The sequence below is a fragment of the Snodgrassella alvi genome (genome assembly GCF_002777855.1).
GTDB classification, from domain to species: Bacteria; Pseudomonadota; Gammaproteobacteria; order Burkholderiales; family Neisseriaceae; genus Snodgrassella; species Snodgrassella alvi_E.
Genome location: NZ_MEIK01000034.1, coordinates 147,498 through 173,200, shown reverse-complemented (window position 1 = coordinate 173,200; position 25,703 = coordinate 147,498). Strand labels below are relative to the sequence as shown.

The following is a 25,703-nucleotide window of genomic DNA, read 5'->3' as shown; positions in this document are numbered from 1 at the left end:
CTGCAAAACCAGTATTAATGACAACAGTTGGTGCACAACACCGACAAGCGAGAAAGGATTTAACTATGCAACATCGTCGAAGATTACAAATTTTTCAGGCAGCCAAACGTGCTGCTTTTTACCAGCACGCTCAGCCGGTTAATACAAAAGAGCAGATTCCAGAAGAAAACGAAAAAAACATTATTCTATTGGAAACTGTGCACCAGTAATGGTTCTTAAGTAATACACAACAAGCCATATTGACCAAATATGGCTTGATTTATAATTATCCAGATAATCAATTTATACAATACTGACTCTATTGCAATATACAATCAACATAACATATTACCTACTTCGCTCTTGTTTGATAAATCATTTAAAATATAAAACCAACAAAAATACCAATAGCATTTAATTAAACAAATAGCCCAGTCTCTTCATCAAACAATCCTAACTGGTTTCCTATCTCGATTTGTGCGAAAATTCGGTTTATTTATCGGGCGAACTACCATGTTAGACAGAGAAGGTTATCGCCCCAATGTCGGGATAATCATCACCAACGACCGTAATGAGGTTTTCTGGGGCAAACGGGTACACGAACATTCTTGGCAGTTTCCACAAGGTGGTATCAAACCGGGAGAAAGTCCCGAAGCTGCCATGTATCGCGAATTGATGGAAGAAGTAGGCCTATTGCCACATCATGTCAAAATCATTGGGCGCACACGTGACTGGTTGCGTTATGACGTTCCCACACATTGGATTAAACGCGAATGGCGAGGTTCCTATAAGGGACAAAAACAGATATGGTATCTGCTGCGTCTGACCGGACGGGAGAGTGATATCCACCTGCGTGCCACCCACCATCCCGAATTTGACGCATGGCGCTGGCACCAGTACTGGGCACCAGTAGATGAAGTGATAGAATTCAAACGCAATGTCTATCTTAATGCACTGCATGAATTGTCACGTTTTCTGCATCAATTACCGGAGTGGGCTGAATTCGTACAAAACCGTCAGAACCACGATGATAAATATTCACTGGCTGAATAAAAGCCGCTCGTTCATCCGGCATTAACCTGCCTGATCCCAGCACAAAACAGAAACAAATTACCGAAAAAATAAATTTTTTACGGTAATTTGTTCTATATTGGCAATACCACCAGTCTGAAATAAATTATGAGCAAATCCATAACTTACGATGAATCTAGCGTAACCGTACTCAAAGGTCTGGCACCAGTTAAAGAACGGCCGGGCATGTACACCAGAACCGACAGCCCTACCCACATTATTCAGGAAGTCATAGATAATGCTGCCGATGAAGCACTTGGCGGTTATGCACAAAACATCGACGTCATCCTAAATCAGGATGGTTCAGTAACCGTAAAGGATAATGGAAGAGGCATACCAACTGGATTACATCCAACTGAGCAGGTACCCGTAGTCGAACTGGTTTTTACCCAGCTTCATGCGGGTGGTAAATTTAACAAAAAAAGTGGTGATGGTGCTTACGCTTTTTCTGGCGGACTACATGGTGTCGGCGTTTCCGTTACCAACGCCCTCTCCACCAGATTAGAAGTCACCGTTAAAAGAAACAGCAAAATTTATCAAATCGTCTTTGCCGCTGGAGAAGTTATTCAGCCGCTGACAGAAATTGGCAAATGCGCCTCCAAAGATAGTGGAACAGAAGTTCGCATCTGGCCAGACGGTCATTACTTCGACAACCCACAATACAACATAGCTGAACTTGAACGCACATTGCGTGCCAAAGCAGTATTACTGCCAGGCATCAGTGTCACCCTTACTCGGTATATCAATGGTACAGATGAAGCACAGATACAAAACTGGCACTATCCGAATGGCCTAAAAAGTTATTTACTGAATCTCCTCTCAGATAGCCAGACCGCTACACCTATCTTTGCTAGTGAAAACTATCTAGGCGCCAACCATGACACAGATTTCAATCAAGGCGAAGGTGCAGCTTATGCATTAAGCTGGGTAGAAGAAGGTAATGCACCCAGTGAAAGCTATGTAAACCTTATACCTACAGCTCTTGGCGGCACACATGAGGCAGGTCTCAAACAAGCCGTCTTTCACGCCGTCAATAATTTCATTAACCACCATAACCTGCTGCCACGCGGTGTAAAACTCCAATCAGATGATGTATTTTCCCGCGTCGCTTTTGTATTATCCGCCCGTCTGCTGGATCCACAATTTCAGGGACAAACCAAAGACAAACTCACCAGCCGTGATGCACTTAAACTGGTTGCAGCTATGTGCAGCGACCCGCTAGAGCTCTGGCTGAACCAAAATATCGACACTGGAAAAAAAATAGCCGAACTGGCCATTCGTCAAGCACAGGCTCGCATGCGCTCAACCAAAAAAATAGAAAAGAAAAAAGGATCCGGTGTAGCCGTCTTGCCAGGTAAACTTACAGACTGTGAAAGTGAAGATATACGTGAAAATGAACTATTTCTGGTTGAAGGAGATTCTGCCGGTGGTTCTGCCAAACTGGCTAGAGATAAAAATACCCAAGCCATTCTGCCCTTACGTGGCAAAGTATTAAACAGCTTCGAAATTCATCGCGATCAGTTATTTGGCAATGCAGAAATTCACGATATTTCTGTAGCCATTGGCGTTGACCCACACGGAAAAAATGATAATCCAGATTTATCCGGCCTTCGCTACGGCAAAATCGCCATATTATCCGATGCCGACGTAGACGGTGCTCACATTCAAGTACTACTACTTACCCTCTTTTATACCCACTTTCCCCGTCTGATTGATGCAGGACACATCTACGTAGCCCAGCCGCCTCTATTCAGAGTGGATGTCAACGCACAGGGTAAAAATAAACCAGCGCGTAAACTTTATGCACAGGATCAGGCAGAACTAGATGCCATTCTGGATCGACTGCAAAGCGAAAAGGTTAAAGAAAGTGCCTACAGTATCAGTCGATTTAAAGGTCTGGGAGAAATGAATCCAGATCAGCTTAAAGACACCACCATGAACCCCGATACCCGTTGCCTTTTACAAGTACAGATTAGAGAAGAAGACAGCAACGAAACCCGCAACATCTTTGTTAAACTAATGGGCAAAGGAGAAGCAGCATCCAGACGCGTATGGATGGAAGCAGAAGGAGACAAAGTAGAAACCGATATATAATGAACCATATAACCAATATCGACTTGACCTAAATACATAAGACTCTGTATCAAAGCATATCCGTAAGCAATGAAGTTTTATATAAATGTAACTACAGGTTTTTAACAAATAACAACCTGTAGTTACATTTATATGGTTAAATACGTATCAATGCTTATTTTATTTATTTATAAGAATTAAGCTAATAGTAAAAATAATATAATTAGCTTGTTCAACAATTATCAACTTACATCACGAATAAAAAACTTAAAACAAATGCTGTATAGCAAGAGCCTTCATGCAATACAGACTAAATCTACCCAAAACTTTAGAATTTAAATCAGTACAAAATCCAGCAAAATTAAAACATCTCACAGCATAACCAAATCAAGAGTCACAAACTATATAAACACATACCCTAACTAGAATGTAAAGCAAACTCTAAAAACCAAATCATTGAAATAAATGAACATAAATTTTATTTAATATTAATTTAATTAAAATATGGCAAACAAAGTCGTAAGCCATTTGCTAACTAGATATGTAAATTTATATTTCTACAAAGTAGTCACACAACTCAAAATTGAACTATAAGTCAAAACGGATATTGATTTAAATCAAATGAATGTTCTTTTAGCTATCCAGCATTCTGTCCATATTTAGAATAATGTTATAATAAAAAATAGTTTCTGAAGACCGATAAAATAGACTGAACAAATACTGCAGAATATTACTTTCAATACAACGTCAAATCAGAAAAAAAATGCATCGTAAATAAAAATAAGAATTATCTATAAAGATAATTGATAAAATTTAATAACATTTTTTTGCAAAAAAATTCACCCATCTTTATAATTAACACGGTTACAGTCAATTTTAGAGGAATTTTCATGAAATATGATTTCATCGAAGGCGTATTAAAAACACTAAACAGTACACCTGACATTACATCTTCTGCTGTTATTTCTACTGACGGTCTGCCAATCGCCTCAGCACTGCAAAGTGGCATGGATGAAGACCGAATCGGCGCCATGGCTGCGGCATTACTTTCATTGGGTAACCGCTCTGCTAAAGAAGTATTAAAAGGTTCTTTGGATAACACTATTATTCATACAGATAAAGGCTATATGCTGCTGTTTCAGGCATCTGAAGCCATCTTGTTAACCATCACCACAACACATGAAGCCAAATTAGGTTTGATTCTGTTTGAAGCTAAACGTGCATTGAAAGAACTGGCTGATCATTTTGGTTAATATTCAGTCTGCTTAACCTGAAATGTGCCATGCCTAATTAAATTCCGTACATGCAAAATAGACGATTTATCCAAAACGGTTTTTGTAATCAGCACAACACTGAAATTTTGGTTTAATCTTTCAGTATTGTTTTAAATCCAGTTTCATAAACAGGATTGATCGCTGTCAGGCAAATTCATATAAGCAAAAACCGGTTTTACTGTATGACAGAAAGTTTAATATCTTTAAGCATCCTTTAGATTAAAGCATAGCATATAATTATCGGGCGAAGATTACTCTGCCCCCGAAAAGCATATTCAGAAGTTTTCTGCAGCAATTGACGTATAACACCAAAACAGAAAGAGCTGCTACAAAAACATAATAACACTGAAATGCTTACATTAAGCACACTCATTCTTCACCAGATTAAACCAAATTGAAGGACAAATTAACATGGATATGAGTCGTTGGATTCAGCCAAAACCTCAAAGCGAATCTACAGAGTATAAAATCAAACATTATCAGCAAGAAGGGGAATCCACAGTATATGTTACCAATCAGGAATTTCCCTATCCTGATGGCGCACTGATTGTATCCCGTACTGATCTTGACGGCATCATCACACATGCCAATGATGTATTTGTTGATATCAGTGGTTGGACCCGTGATGAAATTATCGGCGCACCGCACTGCCTCTTACGTCACCCAGATATGCCAAAAGCACCGTTTGCCGACATGTGGGCTACCTTGCAAAGAAATGAACGCTGGTATGGCTATGTCAAAAACCTGCGTAAAGACGGTGGTCATTACTGGGTATATGCAACTGTTATTCCCAACCTGCGTCAGGGCAAAGTTATCGGCTATAGCTCAATCCGTCGCAAACCGAGCCGCGAAAAAGTAAATGAAATGAGCGCGAAGTATGCAGAAATGCTGAAATCTGAACAGGAAGGAAAATAATATGCTAAGTTTAATGGTTGTACCTGATTATTTGCCTGACCAATTCAGTACCTGGTATCTGCTCAATAACTACCTTCAAAAGAAAAGCGATCAGAGTATTTCACTGATCATGCCTCCTTCGTTTGATGAAGTCACAGCTCATCAGGAAAAAGAAAAAGTATCTATGCTTTTTGTTAACCCTTTTGCTGCTGGTACTTACGTACGTGAACAAGGTTATTTACCGCTCGTTAGACCTAAAAATAAATCAGACGAAATTGTTATCGTTGCAGCCGCTGATTCAGACATCAATGCAATTGAAGATCTGAAAGGAACTGTAGAATTAGCTCTTTCAAATAATGAAGATGCTAATTTCATTGGGTTACGCCTGCTAGAACCAGCTAATCTGAGTGATGATGAACTAGTTATCAAACGCAAAGATAATTTCCTTATGGTTGCCTCTGGTGTAATTCGGCATCATGCAAAAGTGGGAATTATCCAATCTGATGTATATGATAGCTTCAACTCAGTCACCAAAGATCAGCTGAAAGTATTATTGAAGAGCCGTATTAACGAAGTATCACACGTTATGCTGTATCATCCTGATGCAGTTTCCAACGCTGAACTTCTGAAAGATGTGCTTTGTAAAATGGCCGATGACGCCGATGGCGCCAATATTGTAAAAGCATTAAACTTCCCTGAAGGCTTTACTGCATTATCAGAAGAAGAAATGGAATTCATGATTGACGTTGTAGACACCATGCGCAAGTAATCAAGCTTGGAATAAACCGTATAGGATACCACCTATACGGTTTAATTTTTGGCTGCCGAATTCCTCTAATCAGAAAAGATAATAATATAGTTATCGACTACTTTATCTTTCAAATATACTGAATAGAAATATATTTTTTTCACCTACTTATCAAGTGTAATAATTCCCTTATTTTATAATTTCATAAATATAGTTAGGTGAAATTTAAAATTAACACTTTCATTTTTTTCTAATAATACAATCAACACATATATTTTTTGAAAAAAAATCTGAAATAAATAAAATTATTTTCTATTAATAACTTGAACATTTAAATATAGATATAAAACCAATCAATTGAAAATAATCAACATCAATATCTGAGCTCATCAATATTAGACAGCAGTAAAGCTTTTACCAGCCATAATTCATAGCAACATACTGGCATACCCAACTGATAATGTATCAATGCTGCCTAATGGAACACAACATGATTCTGTTATAATGGATTAAATCATAATCGTTATCAACAGCTTCAATGGCTACCATTAGCACAACAAAACCTTCACGCTATTTGCCTATATTACTAGCAATAGCAATTTTCATGCAGCAGCTGGATGCCACCATCCTGAATACTGCTCTGCCTTCTATGGCTGCAGATTTAGGCCAATCGCCTTTGAATATGCAATCGGCAATTATTGCCTATGCACTGACGCTGGCCATCATGATGCCGTTGTCAGGCTTTTTATCGGACAAATTAGGTACCCGCAAGCTCTTCATGGGATCAATGGTCATATTTATTATCGGTTCAGTACTCTGTGCAGCCAGCAACAATTTACCCCTGCTGGTATTAGCTAGGATTATTCAAGGATTAGGTGGTGCCATGCTTACGCCTGTAGCACGATTAACCATGATGCAAGCCTATGACCGCTCTAAACTGATTACCGTTATGAATTATGCCATTATGCCAGCACTTATCGGCCCAGTATTAGGTCCGATTATTGGTGGTTATCTGGTCGTCTATATGAGCTGGCACTGGATTTTTTTATTAAACGTACCAATTGGTCTGCTGGGATTACTGGTCACATGGTACATCATGCCCGATTTTAACCGGCCGGCTAATTATTTTGACGGATTGGGTTTCTTTTTATTCTCTGCGTCCGCATTTTGCATGACTCTGACCTTTGAAACCATGTCTCACGCAAATAACATTCTTTTCGGCTGTATGATGGCAGCTGCCGGAATTGGTGCATTATTTGCCTATTTAGCACATGCACGCCAGAACAACCGCGCTTTGTATCCACCTCATCTGATACTGGTACGCACGTTTCGTCTCGGATTGGCCGGTAACCTTGTTAGTCGTTTGGGTATGAGTGCTTTACCTTTATTATTACCCTTACTGTTTCAGGTTGCATTCAGCTACGATGCGGTCAATTCAGGTTGGCTACTGATGCCGTTGGCACTGGCTGCAATATTCGCCAAACCTTTCCTGAAACCATTAATGAACCATTTCGGCTACCGCAACACATTAGCATGGAACACTCGTATCATCGGCATACTTATAATGTCTCTGGCATTTATCAGTGCTGCTACCCCACAATGGCTTATTTTGCTTCATCTGTGCGTACTCGGCGCTTGTAATTCATTACAGTTTACCGGTATGAATACCATTACACTGGCTGATTTGCGGCCTAATCAAGTAAGCAGTGGTACTAGCCTAATGGCAGTTAATCAGCAGCTTGCCTTAAGTTTTGGTATCGCGATCGGTGCCTTACTTTTACAAAACCTTAGCCGAGCCAGCTTTATTCATCAAAATATCACAAGTGCCTTTCGCGTCACTTTCATTATTTTGGGCGTCTTTACCCTGCTTTCCAGCTGGATATTCGCTCGTCTGCATCCTACCGATGGTGATAATCTACTTACCAGAGAAAAATAAATTAATAATAACGTTTTATTTTTTACATAATAAAAAGACTGCCTTAAAAAGGCAGTCTTCCATTCAGCATAAATAAATTAATGAGGAATATCATCACTCAAATATACTGCTGGTTCACTTTTATCATGGGGCAGTAAAATATTCAGTATAATAGCCACAATACCCCCCATACAAATCGCGTTTTGAAACAGAATAGGCAACTGAGCAAATACTTCCGGCTCAAAAGCTACGCCCAACCCCAATCCTAAAGAAGTAGCACAGATAACTGCTTCCCGGCGGCGAATACCAGCTGTGATAATAATACGGATACCTGCTGTAACAATCAGACCAAACATAACCACCATTGCGCCACCAAGAACCGGGCTCGGAATAGTGGTAAAAATTGCGCCAACCCAAGGGAACAAGCCCAATATCACCAAAATCACTGCAATGTATTTGCCTACATGACGAGATGCAACACCGGTCATCTGAATCACACCATTATTCTGAGCAAATGTAGTTAATGGTAATGAACCAAGTGCAGTAGCAATTACAGAAACCAAGCCATCGGCCATGACTCCACCGCGTAAGCGGCTAGTATAGGCTGCTCCGTCCACCGGCTGATTGGATATCATAGCAGTAGCAGTTAAATCACCAACAGCTTCAAATACACTCAGAAGATAAATGGTACCTGCTACCATAAATGCATGCCAGTCAAAAGCAAAACCGTATTTGAATGGAATTGGAATGGTAATCAACGGCAGATCATGTAGATTGGAAAAATCAACAATACCCATAAAAATGGCGATTACATAACCAGAAATCAAACCTACCGCAATACCTGCCATACGCCACCATGCATTGCGAAAGCAGTTAAATAACAGTACGGTAAAAAGAACAAAAGTAGAAAGAGCAAGATTCGGCCATGAACCGAATGTATGATTAGCTTTAGCGGTGAGCCCCCCGCCGAAATCGGTAATCCCGACATGAATCAAGCTTAAGCCTATCATCAATACCACTACTCCACTTACCGTAGGAGTGATAATTTTTTTCAGAAACGGCAATAGCCATGATGCTCCGACTACTAAAAAGGCGCCCACAAAAGAGACGCCCAATAAAGTAGAAATCATGGTATGTTCATTCATCCCGTTTTCCTTCATGCCCAGTCCTAGCGCAATCATCACAGTAACAAATGAAAAATTAACCGATTGAATCGATAACAGCCCAGAACCGATCACCCCGAAACGGTGCACTTGAATATACGTACCGACACCTGAAGCAACCATAGACATCGATACCAAATAGGCAGTCATATCTGCCGGTAGTTTCAGTGCGCCGCCCACCACTAAAGCCGGAGCCACCATAGGTACGAATAGAGCGAGTAAATGGGTTAATGCACTCAGCAAACCATTAAAAACTGGAGGTTTATCCTCCAGACCATAGACCAGATCAGAGCGTTCTTCTTGTTTAACAACAGAGGGATTATCGGCCATGTCAACCTTTCTTATTTGCTTTATACTTGCAAAAAACGAATATAAAGCCCCGTATTTTAAGCTAACCTGATACATTTAATCTACATCAGACAATTGAGTAATAAAATCTTTAACTCAAGCAAACCACTTTTATCAAAACACATTATGAACGGCCTATTTTCCATCAAGGGATAAAATACGCTACAATCATCACATTTTTAGCTCTCCTGTAAAGGGTAGAATTATGTTGACAGGCAGCCTGGTTGCCATCGTAACGCCTATGCATGCAGATGGTAGTATTGATTACGACCAATACAAACAGCTTATTGACTGGCATATCGAATCCGGTACCGACGCTATTGTCGCTGTAGGAACCACAGGTGAATCAGCAACCCTTAGTGTTGATGAACACCTAAACGTAATTAAAACTGCTGTAGAACACGTAGCCGGACGCATTAAAGTGATTGCCGGTACAGGCGCAAATAATACGCACGAAGCCATTTATCTTGCTCGAGAAGCACAGCAAGCTGGTGCGGATATGACACTATCAGTAGTGCCTTACTACAACAAACCCAATCAGGAAGGCATATACCGCCATTTCAAGACCATAGCTGAAGCTACTTCTATTCCGATGATTCTGTACAATGTGCCAGGACGCACTGTTGCCGATATGCAACCGGATACTGCTTTACGGCTAGCTCAGATAGACAATATTGTCGGAATCAAAGAAGCCACTGGCAACATCGGCCGTGCTTGTTATCTGTTTAAACATGTTCCCGAAAATTTTGCAGTTTACTCTGGCGATGATCCTACCGCGATGGCATTCCTATTATGCGGTGGACATGGTGTTATCAGTGTGACAGCCAATGTAGCTCCGAAAATGTTTGCCGACATGTGTCATGCTGCACTACGCGGTGATATAGCCGGTGCTCGAAGCCTGAATGATAAATTACAGCGTTTGCATGGCGACCTTTTTTGCGAACCCAGTCCGGCACCTACTAAATGGGCACTGTCCCGGATCGGTAAAATCAGTCCGGTATGCCGGCTTCCCATTACGGAGTTGACTGAAGCAGGACAGGCCACAGTAACAGCAGCCATGCACGAAGCCGGCTTGATCTGAACATAAGCCTACCATATCAGAAAAATACACACAGAAAGTGGCCGATATGAATATAAGTAAAACCGTTGTCCTGACCCTGCTGGCAGCCAGTCTTGCCGCTTGTGCCAGTAAAAAAGAAAACCTACCTAAACTCGATTATCAGTCAGACAATAAAAAAATTGTTCAGCTGGATGTACCGCCAGATTTGACTGATCCCAATCAAGGTAATCGTTTCAGTGCTCCAGGCAGCTCGCTGATTAATGGTGCCGTCCGTGCCAGTGATCTGAACAAACGCAACAACAAAAACCAGCCCGCAGCCAATACACAGGTATTGACACAAGTACCGGATATTCATTTTCAACGTGATGGCAGCATCCGTTGGTTAACGGTAGACAATAAACAAGCTGCTGAGTTATGGCCTCTATTGAAAGCTTTTTGGCAAGAGCAGGGCTTTACTATAGAACGTGAAGAACCATCTATCGGCCTAATGCAGACCAACTGGGCTGAAAATCGGGCCAAACTGCCTTCAGATGCCATTCGCGGTATATTTGAAAAAGTAGGCTTGGGTGGCGTTTACTCCAGTGGTGAACGTGATATGTTTACCATCCGGTTGGAAAGAAACAATAAGGGTGGTACTGATGTCTTCTTCAGCCAGAAAGGCATGAAAGAAGTCTATACCAGCAAAGATGGTGACAGTACCGCATGGCAGCCACGCCCTAATGAACCTGAACTAGAAGCAGCATTTCTGGCACGCTTCATGCAATATTTAGGTGCAGATGCCAAACAGGTACAGCAACAGGTAGCCGCTCAACAGCAAAATCCCAATGAGAACGCTTTGGCCAGAACCGATGGCAGTAGTGTTTATCTGCTTGGCCCACAGGAACGCAACTGGCGCCGCGTTGCTCTGGCACTGGATCGCGTAGGGCTAAATGTTATTGGCGAAAATCAGAGCCAGTATGCCTATCTTGTGGAAGTGGCCGCTGCTGAAGCCTCATCTGTAACCAACAAAAAACCGGGGCTGTTTAGCCGCATGTTTGGTCGCAGCAAAAAAATCGAACGCGAGCAACAGCCTAAAGAGCAGCCGCGTTTGATGGTATTGGCTCAACCATTAAAAGATGGAGGAACACGCGTCAGTCTAGCCAATGTTGACGGTACACCTTATACCGGTAAAGATGGTAAAAAATGGATTCAGCAACTTGATCAGCAGTTGCGATAAAAACCAAAAGCCTGCTTAAAGCAGGCTTTTTTATTAGCAAACTTTTTACTTTGCACAAAAATTTTCTTTTTTTAATTTACTTTTCAATATTTGATTCTGGTAGCGAAACTCTTAAGCAAACCTAATATAAAAAAAACCATATCGTTAATTACATTAATGTCCTGATATGGATTATTTTTCTTTATAAACTTCAAATATGAGTTAAACACTATCGCACAACAATACTGTAAGATACTTTTAGCAGCTCTTTGATAATCAAATCGTGACTATAAATTATTTTGATAAATAAAACAGTATCAACACAATAATCTTAAGTTTTTAAGAACCATTATCTATAATAAAGCGTCATCAGATACAATAGCTGGCAAATAAGCTACACTTGTTTTTATCTTAAAAAATTCTTGAATCGACTAATATGAAAAAAATGATAATCAGTTATAGTTTTCTATCTATACTGATAATTGCTGCATTTATTATGGGTACCATCTTTTTTGCAGACATCCGTTACCCCTTATGGTACAGCTTGTGTTGTTTTGCAGTTGGTATTACAGGATTGGTTATTATTGCACCCTTTACAATTAAACTGATTAAAATCAGCCAGAAATCCAATCTTACATCACAAAAAACTGACTAGAATTAAACTTTAAAAAAATGAAATACAAAATAATTTTCAAAATTACATGGGGCAAGCTAAACTAAAATAACAATTTTTAAGATTTTATATATTTATTTTAAATACAATGATTAAAATAATTATTCCCTTAAGCATTAACTTTATTCTGTTTATGGTGTCCTTTTACGTTGGCTTTTCTCTTTTTCAAAAAGAGCAACGGCTATCAACATATAGTACTGTATGCTTTATCATCAGTAGTATTAAATGGCATGACATTTGTCAGAATTGTATACAGTTAACGCTTTAACATCTTTCAGAATTAAAACGTGAAACTGATTTAACACAAAATCACCTAATGTCTAAGTAATAAAAAAATTTGTTGCTATACAGTTGTTTTTGAACCTGAGTAAATGACTAAATTCAAATTTTATTAATTATTCTATCGTCATGTATATTCATGTTTATTAAAGCATTTATATTGGGTACTATCTTTTTTACAGATATCCATTATTTCTTATGGTATTTGCCTGTGCTGCTTTGCAATAGCTATTACAGGATTGATTATTATTGCACCCTTTACCATTAAACTGATTAATGTTCGCCAGAAATCTCATCTTAACATCACAAAAAACTAACTAGAATCTAAACTTTAGAAAAATAAAATACATATGGAATTTTAAGATTAAATAAGGTAAACTTCAATTAAATAACATTTCTTTATACTTTTATACATTTTATTTAAAAACCATGTTCAAAATAATAATTCTCCTTAGCATTAGCTTTATTGTATTTATAGTGTCGTTTTTCACTGGCTATTTTCTTTTTCAAAAAGAGCAACAGCTTACAACATACAGCACTGTATGCTTTATTATCAGTATATTTTGTTTAATTGTGGATATTCCATTAAGCTTGAAATTATCTAAACTAGGACAAAAACAAAAACCTTAATATCTACAGTATTAAATGGCATCACTTTTGTTAGATTTGTATTTAGTTAACGCTTTAACATTTTTTGAATTAAAACGTGAAACTGATTCAACGCAAAATCATTAAATTTTAAGTAATAAAACATATTTGTCGCTATACTGTTGTTTTTGAGCCTGCGTAAATGACAAAATTCAAACTTTTATTACTTATTCTAGCATCATGTACATTCATGTTTATTGGCTGGATAATATTGGGCTGCTATTATTGGGTACAAAATCAGCGCAATATTGCGCTGATTTGCTGTTTACTCGCATTTGTTAGCGCATTAGGCCAGTTTGCAGCGTTGGCATTCACATTACGTGAACGTGCTGCCCAGCAAATATATCGGGCTTTATCTTCTAAAGATGTTAAACATGAATAAAATTGTTCTTGCCAGTAATAATCAGGGTAAATTAACTGAGTTCAAGCGTCTGCTACAATCATTAAATATTGAAATAGTGCCACAAGCAGAATTCAATATTCCAGAATGTCCAGAACCTTATATTACTTTTGTTGAAAATGCTTTAGCAAAAGCCCGCCATGCCAGCCGCTATAGCGGCTTACCGGCATTGGCAGATGATTCAGGTATCTGTGCCAATGCACTAAAAGGCGCACCTGGAGTTTATTCCGCCCGCTACGCCGGTACAGAACCCAAATCAGATGCAGCCAACAATGCCAAACTGGATGCCGACTTACAACCATTCAGCGATAAAACTGTATTTTACGTCTGTGTATTGGTGCTAGTACGCCATCCAGATGATCCACAGCCAGTCATTGCTGATGCCATCTGGCGGGGATTGTGGCAATCCACGGCAACTGGAAACAATGGTTTTGGCTATGACCCGCATTTTTATCTTCCCGAACAGCACCTCACAGCAGCACAAATGAGTCAAGACGAAAAAAATCGTGTCAGCCATCGTGCGCAGGCGCTGAATATTTTACTCACTAAATTAAAGCAACAATCCGGTTTAAATCTGCATGTCTGAGTTTTCTCTACCATTGCACAATAACCAGACAGCCACGCCCAATTTGACAAATTTACCTCCTTTATCCCTGTATATCCATGTACCTTGGTGTGTGCGTAAGTGTCCGTACTGTGATTTCAATTCGCATCAGTTGAAACAAGAGCTTGATGAACGGGCTTATATTTCAGCTTTACTTACCGATCTTGAGGCCGAGCTTCCCTATTTCTGGGGTAGGACGGTACATACTGTCTTTATTGGTGGCGGCACGCCCAGTCTTCTATCTGCTGCGTCATTGGAACAATTGTTGAGTGGTATACGTGCCCGCATTAATCTGCAGCCCGCTGCTGAAATAACACTGGAAGCTAACCCAGGCACCTTTGAACGCCAACGCTTTGCCGGGTATGCTGCAGCCGGTATTAACCGTCTGTCAATTGGTGTACAAAGCTTTGCTGACGACAAGCTAGCCACATTGGGACGTATCCATAGTCGTGATGATGCATTAAGAGCTATCGAAGTCGGATTATCCCTGTTTCCCAAAGTAAATATAGATCTGATGTATGCATTACCCGGACAAACTCTTATGCAGGCAAAAGAAGATATTCAAACTGCTCTTGCCACTGGTTTACAGCATATCAGTGCCTATCAGTTAACTCTTGAGCCTAACACTCCTTTTGCCCATACCCCGCCGCCACAATTACCGGATGAAGACCACCTTGCCAATATAGAAGAAGTCGTGCATTCTGCTTTAAAGCAAGCCGGATTTATCCATTATGAGACGTCGGCCTTTGCCCGTTCACATCAGCAATGTCAGCATAATCTGAACTACTGGCAGTTTGGTGACTATATCGGTATCGGAGCCGGAGCACATGGTAAAATATCCAGCGCTCAGTCAATTGTGCGCACCACCCGCAGCCGCCATCCCAAAGACTATATACAAAGCATGCAGCAGCAACCACAACGCGCCATTAGCCGCCAGTCAGTTGCTGCCGGGGATTTGCCATTTGAATTCATGCTTAATGTTTTACGTTTAACAGACGGTGTACCTAGTGCATGGTTTAATGAGCGTACCGGACTTCCACTGTCGGTAATCCAGCAAGCTATCAGTGAAGCTGTTAAACGCGGCTTATTAGATGCCAACCCATTCTTTCTGCGCCCTACAACACTCGGACGCAGTTTTCTCAATGACTTGTTGGCTTTATTTCTGAAAGCCTGATTTTTTTTGACAACCCTTTTAATACGAAGGAGTAGCATTGTGAGCAAAACCATTATTCATACTGATAAGGCACCCGCTGCTATCGGCGCATATTCGCAGGCTGTCCGTGTAGGGGATACAGTATATCTGTCTGGACAGATTCCCTTGGTAGCAGAGACCATGCAAGTTGTTGCAGGTGGCTTTGCTGAGCAGGCTCATCAAGTATTCAAAAACCTACAGGCTGTAGCACAGGCAGCCGGTGGTAATCTGAATGATCTGGTGAAAGTAAACGCCTATCTCACTGATTTAAGCAATTTTTCCACCTTCAACGAAATTATGGCGCAATACTTTACTGCACCCTATCCAGCTCGTGCCGCTGTAGAAGTGTCTGCGTTACCTAAAGGCGTACTGGTAGAAGCTGAAGCTATACTAGTTTTAGAAAAATAACAGTCAGACTCGTTCAGCACAGGCAAGTATTGAGACTGCCTGTAGCTGAACGAACTGGAGAGTAAATATGGCGCAATATGTGATTGGCGATATACAAGGCTGTCTGACTGAATTTCAACAGCTTCTAAATAAACTAAATTTTAATCCCGGTACCGACACTATCTGGCTCACTGGTGACTTAGTCAATCGCGGCCCCCAGTCTCTGGCAACATTGCGTCTGGTCAAACAGCATGATGGCTGTATGCAGACTATTCTCGGCAATCATGATTTGCATTTACTCGCATTGCATTACGGTCATGGCAAACTCAAGCGTGGCGACACCATCAGTGACATTCTCAATGCCCCAGACAGAACAAATTTAATTGACTGGCTACGCCAGCAACCTCTTTACCGTGAGGAACAAGATTATGTGCTGGTACATGCTGGTATTTGGCCGGAATGGAACTGCAAACAGGCACAACGGCTAGCGGTAGAAGTGGAAACCGTATTACAAAACAATCCGCAAGAGTTTTTTGCCCGTATGTATGGCAATAAACCCGTACGCTGGAACAACAACCTCAATGGCGATGAACGGCTGCGTTTTATTACTAACAGCTTCACACGTATGCGTGCACTTACCGTTGATGGCGCCATGGATTTTGATTACAAAGGTATGCTTGGTGATATGCCATCTCAGTTAATGCCGTGGTTCAAAGCACCTGCGAGACAAAATACAGACAAAACCATTTTATTTGGCCATTGGTCAGCATTAGGACTGTACCATCAAGACAATGTTGTTTGTGTCGATACCGGAGCACTATGGGGCGGAAGTCTCACAGCTTACAACCTTAAAAACGGAAGCGTGGTACAGACACCAAGTCAAACAAAGTTAAATTTTGAAAATTAAATGCCGGTAAAATAATAATTAAAATATTACCTTTATCAAAGTGATAAATAGTTTCTGTTCTTAAAACATTGAGTTGTGCAGAGTTTTTTAATCATGTACTATTAACTCAGTAACGATAACGTTTATTTAGTCATTTTTAATACTAACCTACATTAGCTAAAAAAGACTAAGATACATCTATTGCTTCTTTACCTAAGCCAAGTATCATGGCTTATGTTATCTAATAATTTATTCATAAATACTTGAAGGAGTTGTCATGAAAAAAGTTCTAGTTCCTGCTGTCTTGTTAATGCTTGCACTGACTGGTTGTGCTTCCAAATCTCATCACAAAGCCCCCGCTGCACAATCAACTGCAACTGCCGCTGCTACTACTGCCAATGTACAGATTGACGGACGTAAAGAAGTTTCTTACCTTTGCGGTACTGGCAACGCTAAAAACAACTTACGTGTAATGTATGGTCTACAAGGCCAAAACGTTGTGGCTGCACAGGTAAACTATCAGGGTAAACTTTCTCCAGTGATGATGCGTGACGCGCGTGACGTAAATTACAATACATTCGTTTCTCCTGAAGGTATCACTTGGAAAACAGCAATTGCTACTAGCGATACTGTAGATAAAGTAGGCGCTTTAGGCTTATTACAGCCTAGCAAACAGGTTGTTAATGGTCAGGAAAGAATTGTTCCGCAAATCGTTACTCAAAACTGTGTAGTTGATAATGGTACCGTTGCTGTCGCTGCAGCTCCTGCAAAAACAAAAACTGTTAGAACTACTAAAACTGTAACTACCAAAAAAGTATACAAACACAAAAAATAAGTAACCATGTTTAAAAAACGGCAGCCTCAGAGGTTGCCGTTTTTTTTACTGATGAAATTCAGGCTTAAACTTTGGGCTATATCCGGTAATTCATACTTCAGACATATACATTAGGCCTATTTACTCTCATCCTGATGTCTTGAAAGCCTGCATCAGCGCCCTTATTTAAAGGCAGTTATTTTTCCCAACAGTTATGGCGACTGTTGATCAGCAAAGGATCATAAGACATGCAACAATTTGACGGCACCACCATTATTTCCGTTCGGCGCGGCGAAAACGTCGCCATCGGTGGCGATGGTCAAGTGACATTGGGGAACACTATTATTAAAGGTACTGCACGTAAAGTAAGGAAACTTTATAACAATCAAGTGCTGGCTGGATTTGCCGGCGGCACTGCCGATGCCTTCACACTTATTGAACTGTTTGAAAGCAAATTACAGAAACATCAGGGCAAGCTGATGCTGGCTGCCATTGAGCTGGCCAAAGAATGGCGTACCGACCGTGCTTTACGCCGACTGGAAGCCATGCTGATTGTAGCCGACAAAAAAAATACCTTAGTGATTACTGGTAATGGTGACGTACTTGAACCAGAACAAAGCATTGCTGCGATTGGTTCCGGTGGTGCATTCGCGCAGTCTGCTGCGCGGGCACTGATGGAAAATACGGAACTTGAACCTGAAGTGGTGGTTAAAAAATCACTGGAAATTGCCGGTGATATCTGCATCTATACCAACCAGAGCCATACAATCGAAACCTTATAATTGTCTTGACCGATAGTTTAAATCATTAGCATCGGTTCAGCCCTATGATAGGAACAAGATGAGTACAGTAGTAATGACACCAAACGAAATCGTTCATGAACTGGATAAACACATTATCGGCCAGAATCAGGCCAAGCGTGCTGTAGCGGTCGCACTGAGAAACCGCTACCGCCGCAGCAGAGTTGCCGAACCATTACAAAGTGAAATTGTCCCGAAAAATATTCTCATGATCGGCCCCACCGGCGTAGGTAAAACCGAAATTGCACGCCGTCTTGCCCGTCTGGCCAATGCACCCTTTATCAAGGTAGAAGCTACCAAATTTACTGAAGTTGGCTATGTCGGCCGCGACGTAGACAGCATCATTCGAGATTTGATTGAAATAGCCTTGAAAAACATCCGCAGCCAGACCATTGCAAAAAACCGCGACCGAGCTCAGGATGCCGCAGAAAACCGCGTTTTAGATGCGCTACTACCTCCTCCTCGCACAGTTGGCTTTGCAGGAGAACCACAGGAGGCTCAACCGGAAAATCATACACGTCAAAAATTCCGGCAGATGTTACGTAAAGGAGAATTGGACGATAAAGAAATTGAAATTGAAATTGCCGCCACTCCTTCACCAGCCATGTCGGTAATGGGTCCTCCAGGAATGGAAGATTTTACCAACCAGCTGCAAGACATGTTTAGCAACATGGGTCAGGGTAAAACCAAAGCGCAGAAAATGAAAGTCAGCGCAGCGATGAAGATATTGCTGGATGAAGAAGCTGCCAAACTTATCAGCGAGGATGAATTACGTGAACAAGCCATCAAAGCAGTAGAGCAGAACGGTATTGTCTTTCTGGATGAAATTGACAAAATTGCCACAGACAGCAACCGCCATGGTGGCGACGTATCACGTCAGGGCGTTCAGCGGGACTTACTCCCACTTGTGGAAGGAACAACCGTTCAAACCAAATATGGCATGATTAAAACCGATCATGTACTGTTTATTGCTTCTGGTGCATTTCATCTCAGTCGTCCCAGCGACCTGATACCTGAATTACAAGGCCGCTTTCCCATTCGAGTGGAACTAAAAAATTTAAGTGTGGACGACTTTAAAGCCATCCTCACCAGCACAAATGCCAATCTGACTGAACAATATACAGCCTTACTGGCAACAGACGATGTGAAATTACAATTTACCGAAGATGGTATTGCTCGGATTGCAGAAATTGCTTTTCAAGTGAATGAAAAAACCGAAAATATTGGCGCACGCCGCTTGCACACGGTTATGGAAAAGCTACTCGAAGAAGTATCCTTTGAAGCGCCTGCAGGAGACATCGCCATTGATGCAGCTTATGTTAATGCGCGTTTGCAGGATATAGTCGAAGACGAAGATCTGGCTCGATACGTACTATAAACCATCAATGAAGCGGCTGCGGCCGCTTTTTTTATCTGGCTGATTATTTCTTCACCGTATCTCAATTATATCGACGGCGTTTCATGATTACTACACTGACTCAAACCCATCAACCTTATCTTCATCAACGCTATTCATTAACAGGATGGCAGTACCAGCTACTGGCCACCACCATCGCCGCATTAATGATGGCTTTATCCGCCAATATTAGTATCCCATTGCAGCCAGTGCCATTATCCCTGCAATCACTAGCAGTATTACTGACCGGTGCCGGCCTTGGGCGCAAGCTTGGTGTTTTGGCTATACTTGAGTATCTACTACTTGGTGCATGCGGATTGCCATTTTTTGCTGGCGGCCATGGCGGCATTAACGTACTGGTATCGGCTTCTGCAGGTTACCTATACGGATTTGTTGTCAGTGCCTATCTGGCTGGACTAGCTGCTGAACGAGGCTATGATCGGCATTTTCTCAGCGGCTTATGTGCATTTGCTCTGGCACATCAAATTATTTTTGTGTTTGGAGTTGTTTATCTGGCATTTTATCTGCATATCGGCATTTATCATGCAGTAGAACTTGGCTATCTACCCTTTGCCGGTTTTGATTTACTTAAATTTTTTATAGCCAGTTTAATCATGTTTGCCTTGTGGCGGCATTCTGGGTCACTGAATCATTAAGTTTCAAACAAAAATAAACCGTCTAAATGCACAGATATTATTAATAGTCTGCGCTTTTAGACGGGTTGTAGTTCAAGACTGCGATTAAATAGCTGATTCGTTCTGCTCACCGGTACGTATACGTACCGCTTCTTCTACTGGCAACACAAAAATTTTACCATCACCAATTTTGCCCGAATGTGCGGCAGCCACAATAGTTTCAATAGCCTGCTCTACCCGATCATCTGGCAATACCAGCTCAATTTTTACCTTGGGTAAAAAATCCACTGCATACTCCGCACCACGATATATTTCTGTGTGCCCCTTCTGGCGCCCAAATCCTTTCACCTCAGATACAGTCATGCCACTAAAACCAACGTCAGACAATGCTTCCCGAACATCGTCCAGTTTAAAAGGCTTTACAATTGCTTCAATCTTTTTCATACGTGCACTTCCCTATAACTGTATCCACACAAGTAAAAACTACCATAACCGTATCTGAAACTCAAACCAGCACTGCCTTACAACATAAAATTAAGCAAAACTCTTGTTTTTCGCGTAAAATTGCGCCTCAGCCAAAACCCACTATCAAAGTGAGCTTACCTCATCATGTCAGTTGTACTGTCACTGTGCGGCGAGGCCGCACTTTCACCATTCCGTATCGAAAAACTGTTACAGCAGGCAGCAAAACTGCAACTGAACTGCGAGATTCAGATAAACAGCGAATACCGCTATTTCGTGGCTTCATCCGCCGAAATCACATCCGACAATCAACAGAAATTATTACAACTGTTGCGTGCCAGACCACAGAGCAGCCACGAACTGTCTGGAACTCAGCTACTTATTATTCCTCGATTGGGCACCATTTCTCCCTGGTCCTCCAAAGCCACTGATATTGCCCGCAATTGTGGGCTGAGCATGATTGAACGCATCGAGCGCGGTATTCTGTATTCTTTTTCACGCCAGCTCAGTCAGCAGGAACAGGATAAATGGCAAACAATATTGCATGACCGCATGACTGAAAGTGTGCTTACGTCAGAAAAAGAAGCAATAAAACTTTTTCATACCTCATCAGCACAGAGCTTCAATTATATAGACGTACTAGCTGAGGGCAAAAGCGCACTGGAAACAGCCAACCGGCAAATGGGCTTGGCTTTGTCTGCAGATGAAATTGATTATTTGGCAGAAAATTATCAGCAGCTACAACGCAATCCCAGCGACGTTGAGCTGATGATGTTTGCACAAGCAAATTCAGAACATTGTCGCCACAAAATTTTTAATGCTGAATTTATTATTGATGGCAAAACCCAGCCGCAATCCTTGTTTAGCCTAATCCGCGCTACTCATCAGGCACACCCCCAAGGTACACTGGTAGCATATAAAGACAATTCATCCATTATTACTGGTGCGAATATTGAACGCTTCTATCCGCGGCCTAATCAACAACAGCAATATAAATTTAATGCGGAAGAAACCCACATTTTGATGAAAGTGGAAACCCACAATCATCCGACTGCCATTGCTCCCTTCGCTGGTGCAGCCACTGGTTCGGGCGGAGAAATCCGCGATGAGGGCGCAACCGGAAAAGGAGCTCGTCCTAAAGCGGGGTTGAGCGGATTCAGCGTATCCAACCTTTCCATCCCCGAATTTACCCAGCCTTGGGAACAATACACAGCCAGCCGTAATCAGTACGGTAAGCCGACACACATCAGCAGTGCCCTAGATATCATGCTTGATGGCCCAATAGGCAGTGCAGCATTTAACAACGAATTTGGTCGCCCCAATTTGCTGGGTTATTTCCGCACCTTTGAAGAGTTATTTAGCGGCACTATGCGTGGTTTTCACAAACCCATCATGATTGCCGGCGGTCTCGGAAATATTCAGGCACAACAGGTTTTCAAAGATACCATTCCAGCCGGAGCATTACTTATTCAGCTTGGCGGTCCGGGATTACTAATCGGACTGGGCGGCGGCGCAGCTTCTAGCATGAGCACCGGCGCTAATCACGCCGACCTGGATTTTGATTCCGTGCAGCGCGGCAATCCAGAAATGGAACGGCGTGCACAAGAAGTTATTGACCGCTGCTGGCAGATGGGCACCGATAATCCGGTTATATCCATTCACGATGTCGGTGCAGGCGGTCTATCCAATGCCTTTCCCGAATTGGTAAACGATGCCGGTCGCGGTGCCACATTTGAGTTACGCCGCATTCCCTTGGAAGAACATGGCCTGAACCCACTGCAAATCTGGTGTAATGAAGCACAGGAACGCTATGTGCTGGCTATATTGCCTCAAAATTTGGCTATCTTTCAAAACATTTGCCAGCGTGAACGGTGTCCGTTCGCTATAGTAGGCACTGCCACTGATGATGGTCAATTAAAATTACGCGATGATTTATTTGACAATCTGCCGGTAGATATTTCGCTAGATGTCTTATTGGGCAAACCACCCCGAATTACCCGTACTGATTGTACCGTTACCGAATTTATCCCAGCTTTTGACGGCAGCAGGCTAGACATACGCGAAAGCCTGTACCGTGTATTACGCCTGCCAACCGTAGCCAGTAAACAATTTTTAATTACCATCGGTGACCGCAGTGTCGGTGGACTGACCCATCGTGACCAGATGGTAGGACGATTCCAGACTCCTGTTGCAGACGTAGCCGTAACAAAAATGGGCTTTAACACGCTGCTGGGCGAGGCCATGAGCATGGGTGAAAAATCACCTCTGGCTTTATTTTCCGGCGCTGCTTCAGGACGCATGGCCATCGGTGAAGCAGTAACCAACATTGCTGCTGCAGACATTGGCACGCTAGATAAAATCAAACTCTCTGCCAACTGGATGGCAGCCTGTGGTTTTGCTGGTGAAGATGCCCGTCTGTATGAAACAGTGGCGGCAGTATCGACACTGTGCCAGCAACTTAAGCTGAGTATACCAGTTGGTAAAGATTCTCTCTCTATGCAAACCATCTGGCATGATACCGGAGAGGAAAAAAGAGTGGTGTCACCACTCACAGCAGTGATTACCGCATTTGCGCCAGTAAACAACGTCTGCCACACCGTCACACCGGAGCTACAAAATATACCCGATACTACACTGTTAGCAATTGATTTGGGACAGGGTCACAGCCGTATGGGTGGTAGCGCCTTACAACAAGTATGGAAAAATCTTACTGGCCAGGCTCCCGATGTCAATTCCGCCTCTCTATTGGCTGATTTTTTCCGCATTATTCAGTCATTAATTCAGGAACAGAAAATTCTGGCCTATCATGACCGCAGCGATGGCGGGTTAGTGGTCACACTGGCTGAAATGATGTTTGCAGCGCACATCGGCGTCACCATCGACATTGCCTCGTTAATCCGGCAAATCAACGATCTGAGTCACAACCAGAAACTTCAGGATGCAGCAGTACGCTGCCTGTTTAATGAAGAACTGGGAGCAGTGATTCAAATACACAATACCGATTTAGCTCGCATTCAAGAGACTTTTGCCAATGCTGGTATGGCTGATGCCCTGCACATACTGGGTCACATCAATACGACTGACCGTTTGATGGTACATCACGGAAATACAGTTCTGCTAAATGAAAACCGCGTAGATTTACAAAAAAGCTGGAGCGAAACCAGCTATCACATGCAGCGCTTACGCGACAATCCGCACTGTGCAGACAGTGAGTTTGCCTTACTCGAACAAGAGCATTTACCCAGATTATTTGCTGAATTGAGCTTTGATCCGGCCGAAGATATTGCTTTGCCATTTATTCAGCGCGGCAAACAGCCTAAAGCAGCCATACTGCGTGAACAAGGCGTCAACGGGCAGGTAGAAATGGCTGCTGCTTTCAGCCGTGCTGGCTTTGAAGCTTATGATGTACATATGAGTGATTTGCTTACTGGAAGGGTGAGTCTCGAAGATTTTCAGCTACTGGCTGCCTGCGGCGGTTTCAGCTATGGCGATGTGCTCGGCGCCGGTGAAGGATGGGCAAAAAGTATTCTATTTAATCAGCAACTGCGGCAGAAATTTGCCGAATTTTTTGCCCGTCAGGACACGCTGACACTGGGTGTATGCAATGGCTGCCAAATGCTGAGCAATCTAGCTGAAATAATCCCAGGTGCACAATTGTGGCCACGTTTTCGCCGCAACATTTCCGAACAGTTTGAAGCTCGCCTGAGTATGGTGACCGTGCCAAAATCAACATCATTGATTTTGGCCGATATGGCCGGCAGCAGCTTACCGGTAGTGGTGAGTCACGGGGAAGGACGAGCAGATTTCAGCCATCTACCACAGTCTGATTTGCCGTCGGAGCTAGATATTGCCCTGCAATACGTAGACGGTCTCAATCAGGTCACAAATACTTATCCGCTGAACCCTAACGGTTCTCCGGCTGGTATTGCCGGTGTGTGTAGTCAGGATGGGCGAGTAACCATCATGATGCCGCATCCGGAACGGGTCTTCCAGACCGCACAAATGAGCTGGGCACCGCGTAACTGGCCAGAAATGTCTGGCTGGTACCGCCTATTTGCCAGTGCCCGCAAAGTTTTAGGCTAACATCGACAAAGGAAACATCATGCCATTACTGGATAGTTTTACAGTAGACCATACCCGTATGCATGCCCCGGCAGTACGCATAGCCAAAACCATGTCTACTCCTAAAGGGGACGAAATTACCGTATTTGATTTACGCTTCTGTCACCCCAATCAGGACATCCTGCCGGAAAAAGGCATGCACACACTCGAACATCTGTTTGCTGGTTTTATGCGCGATCATCTCAACAGCAACAATGTGGAAATTATCGATATTTCTCCCATGGGCTGCCGCACCGGCTTTTACATGAGTCTGATTGGCTCACCAGATGAAGCCACAGTAGCCAGAGCATGGGCTGCTGCGATGCAGGATGTGCTATCTGTAGCCAACCAAAACCAGATACCTGAACTGAACCGTTATCAGTGTGGCAGCTATATTATGCACTCATTGGAAGAAGCCAAGGCCATCGCCCAAAAAGTACTCGACAGTCAAATAAGCATTAATTACAACAATGACTTGAAACTAGATGAGTCACTATTGCAACACTAAAAGCGAAACACGATTACGACTGTCTAAAAATAAGTGAAGTGGTACACGGCTTATATTTTAGACAGTTTTCATTTTTATTAGTAAAACTAGCCAGATACAGCATAGATTTAAAAGCTGATAAAAAAAAACTAATACAAATTAAAAATAGATAGCAATTTTTACACTTTAATTCAAAACACGCCAAACTTAGCCAAACCA

Annotated in this window: 22 protein-coding genes; 20 read left to right on the top strand and 2 right to left on the bottom strand. The window is 42.1% G+C overall.

Going from position 1 to position 25,703, the window contains the following annotated elements:
• The first annotated feature begins 65 nt into the window (after window positions 1–65).
• From BHC43_RS10720 to BHC43_RS06560, 7 genes are all read left to right on the top strand, one after another.
• Window positions 66–209, top strand: coding sequence for a hypothetical protein (locus BHC43_RS10720; protein WP_180295874.1), 144 nt, complete (start codon window positions 66–68; stop codon window positions 207–209).
• Window positions 210–492: 283 nt separating this feature from the next.
• Window positions 493–1,032, top strand: a complete 540-nt coding sequence (locus BHC43_RS06585) for an RNA pyrophosphohydrolase (protein ID WP_100140001.1) — start codon at window positions 493–495, stop codon at window positions 1,030–1,032.
• 126 nt (window positions 1,033–1,158) lie between these two features.
• Window positions 1,159–3,144, top strand: coding sequence for a DNA topoisomerase IV subunit B (locus tag BHC43_RS06580; protein ID WP_100156859.1), 1,986 nt, complete (start codon window positions 1,159–1,161; stop codon window positions 3,142–3,144).
• Window positions 3,145–4,013: 869 nt separating this feature from the next.
• The gene (locus tag BHC43_RS06575) at window positions 4,014–4,376 is read left to right on the top strand and encodes a roadblock/LC7 domain-containing protein (protein WP_100139998.1); all 363 of its coding nucleotides are present in this window, start codon (window positions 4,014–4,016) and stop codon (window positions 4,374–4,376) included.
• Window positions 4,377–4,808: 432 nt separating this feature from the next.
• Entirely contained in the window at window positions 4,809–5,312 is a 504-nt protein-coding gene (locus BHC43_RS06570) for a PAS domain-containing protein (RefSeq protein WP_257377996.1), read from the top strand.
• Window position 5,313: 1 nt separating this feature from the next.
• Window positions 5,314–6,060, top strand: coding sequence for a PhnD/SsuA/transferrin family substrate-binding protein (locus BHC43_RS06565; protein ID WP_100139996.1), 747 nt, complete (start codon window positions 5,314–5,316; stop codon window positions 6,058–6,060).
• 517 nt (window positions 6,061–6,577) lie between these two features.
• Window positions 6,578–7,975 carry a DHA2 family efflux MFS transporter permease subunit gene (locus BHC43_RS06560; RefSeq protein ID WP_100139994.1) on the top strand — a complete coding sequence of 466 codons (1,398 nt, stop codon included), beginning with the start codon at window positions 6,578–6,580 and terminating at the stop codon, window positions 7,973–7,975.
• Window positions 7,976–8,052: 77 nt separating this feature from the next.
• Here the strand turns inward: BHC43_RS06560 and BHC43_RS06555 are convergent, their stop codons facing one another.
• The gene (locus tag BHC43_RS06555; RefSeq protein ID WP_100156858.1) at window positions 8,053–9,447 is read right to left on the bottom strand and encodes a nucleobase:cation symporter-2 family protein; all 1,395 of its coding nucleotides are present in this window, start codon (window positions 9,445–9,447) and stop codon (window positions 8,053–8,055) included.
• A 223-nt stretch (window positions 9,448–9,670) separates the two neighbouring features.
• On the opposite strand from BHC43_RS06555, the gene dapA reads away from it, so the two are divergent.
• The 11 genes from dapA (at window position 9,671) to BHC43_RS06495 (ending at window position 20,455) form a co-directional block, all read left to right on the top strand.
• Window positions 9,671–10,546 carry a 4-hydroxy-tetrahydrodipicolinate synthase gene (gene dapA, locus BHC43_RS06550; protein WP_100139991.1) on the top strand — a complete coding sequence of 292 codons (876 nt, stop codon included), beginning with the start codon at window positions 9,671–9,673 and terminating at the stop codon, window positions 10,544–10,546.
• 46 nt (window positions 10,547–10,592) lie between these two features.
• A complete protein-coding gene (gene bamC / locus BHC43_RS06545) occupies window positions 10,593–11,741 on the top strand; it encodes an outer membrane protein assembly factor BamC (protein WP_100156857.1) in 1,149 nt (382 codons plus the stop codon).
• Between the two features lie 1,721 nt (window positions 11,742–13,462).
• Window positions 13,463–13,702 (top strand): NGO_0222 family membrane protein, encoded by a 240-nt coding sequence (locus BHC43_RS06535; protein WP_100152414.1) that lies wholly within the window; start codon window positions 13,463–13,465, stop codon window positions 13,700–13,702.
• A complete protein-coding gene (gene rdgB / locus BHC43_RS06530; protein ID WP_100152413.1) occupies window positions 13,695–14,306 on the top strand; it encodes an RdgB/HAM1 family non-canonical purine NTP pyrophosphatase in 612 nt (203 codons plus the stop codon). The genes BHC43_RS06535 and rdgB overlap by 8 nt, the downstream gene beginning before the upstream one ends.
• Window positions 14,299–15,498: a radical SAM family heme chaperone HemW gene (gene hemW, locus BHC43_RS06525; RefSeq protein ID WP_100156855.1), complete on the top strand. Its 1,200-nt coding sequence runs from the start codon at window positions 14,299–14,301 to the stop codon at window positions 15,496–15,498. Before rdgB ends, hemW begins: the two co-directional genes overlap by 8 nt.
• A gap of 39 nt (window positions 15,499–15,537) precedes the next feature.
• Window positions 15,538–15,924, top strand: coding sequence for a RidA family protein (locus BHC43_RS06520; protein WP_100139985.1), 387 nt, complete (start codon window positions 15,538–15,540; stop codon window positions 15,922–15,924).
• A gap of 67 nt (window positions 15,925–15,991) precedes the next feature.
• Window positions 15,992–16,810, top strand: a complete 819-nt coding sequence (locus BHC43_RS06515) for a symmetrical bis(5'-nucleosyl)-tetraphosphatase (RefSeq protein ID WP_100139984.1) — start codon at window positions 15,992–15,994, stop codon at window positions 16,808–16,810.
• Between the two features lie 256 nt (window positions 16,811–17,066).
• Entirely contained in the window at window positions 17,067–17,624 is a 558-nt protein-coding gene (locus tag BHC43_RS06510; RefSeq protein ID WP_100139983.1) for a hypothetical protein, read from the top strand.
• A gap of 227 nt (window positions 17,625–17,851) precedes the next feature.
• Window positions 17,852–18,385: an ATP-dependent protease subunit HslV gene (gene hslV, locus BHC43_RS06505; RefSeq protein WP_100139982.1), complete on the top strand. Its 534-nt coding sequence runs from the start codon at window positions 17,852–17,854 to the stop codon at window positions 18,383–18,385.
• 58 nt (window positions 18,386–18,443) lie between these two features.
• Window positions 18,444–19,781 carry an ATP-dependent protease ATPase subunit HslU gene (hslU, locus tag BHC43_RS06500; RefSeq protein ID WP_257377995.1) on the top strand — a complete coding sequence of 446 codons (1,338 nt, stop codon included), beginning with the start codon at window positions 18,444–18,446 and terminating at the stop codon, window positions 19,779–19,781.
• 83 nt (window positions 19,782–19,864) lie between these two features.
• Entirely contained in the window at window positions 19,865–20,455 is a 591-nt protein-coding gene (locus tag BHC43_RS06495; RefSeq protein ID WP_100139981.1) for a biotin transporter BioY, read from the top strand.
• An 84-nt stretch (window positions 20,456–20,539) separates the two neighbouring features.
• On the opposite strand, the gene BHC43_RS06490 is transcribed toward BHC43_RS06495, so the two are convergent.
• On the bottom strand, window positions 20,540–20,878 hold the full coding sequence (locus BHC43_RS06490) for a P-II family nitrogen regulator (protein ID WP_100139980.1): 339 nt from the start codon (window positions 20,876–20,878) through the stop codon (window positions 20,540–20,542).
• Window positions 20,879–21,043: 165 nt separating this feature from the next.
• On the opposite strand from BHC43_RS06490, the gene purL reads away from it, so the two are divergent.
• The gene (gene purL / locus BHC43_RS06485) at window positions 21,044–24,979 is read left to right on the top strand and encodes a phosphoribosylformylglycinamidine synthase (RefSeq protein WP_100156854.1); all 3,936 of its coding nucleotides are present in this window, start codon (window positions 21,044–21,046) and stop codon (window positions 24,977–24,979) included.
• A 19-nt stretch (window positions 24,980–24,998) separates the two neighbouring features.
• A complete protein-coding gene (gene luxS, locus BHC43_RS06480; RefSeq protein WP_100156853.1) occupies window positions 24,999–25,505 on the top strand; it encodes an S-ribosylhomocysteine lyase in 507 nt (168 codons plus the stop codon).
• Window positions 25,506–25,703 lie beyond the last annotated feature (198 nt).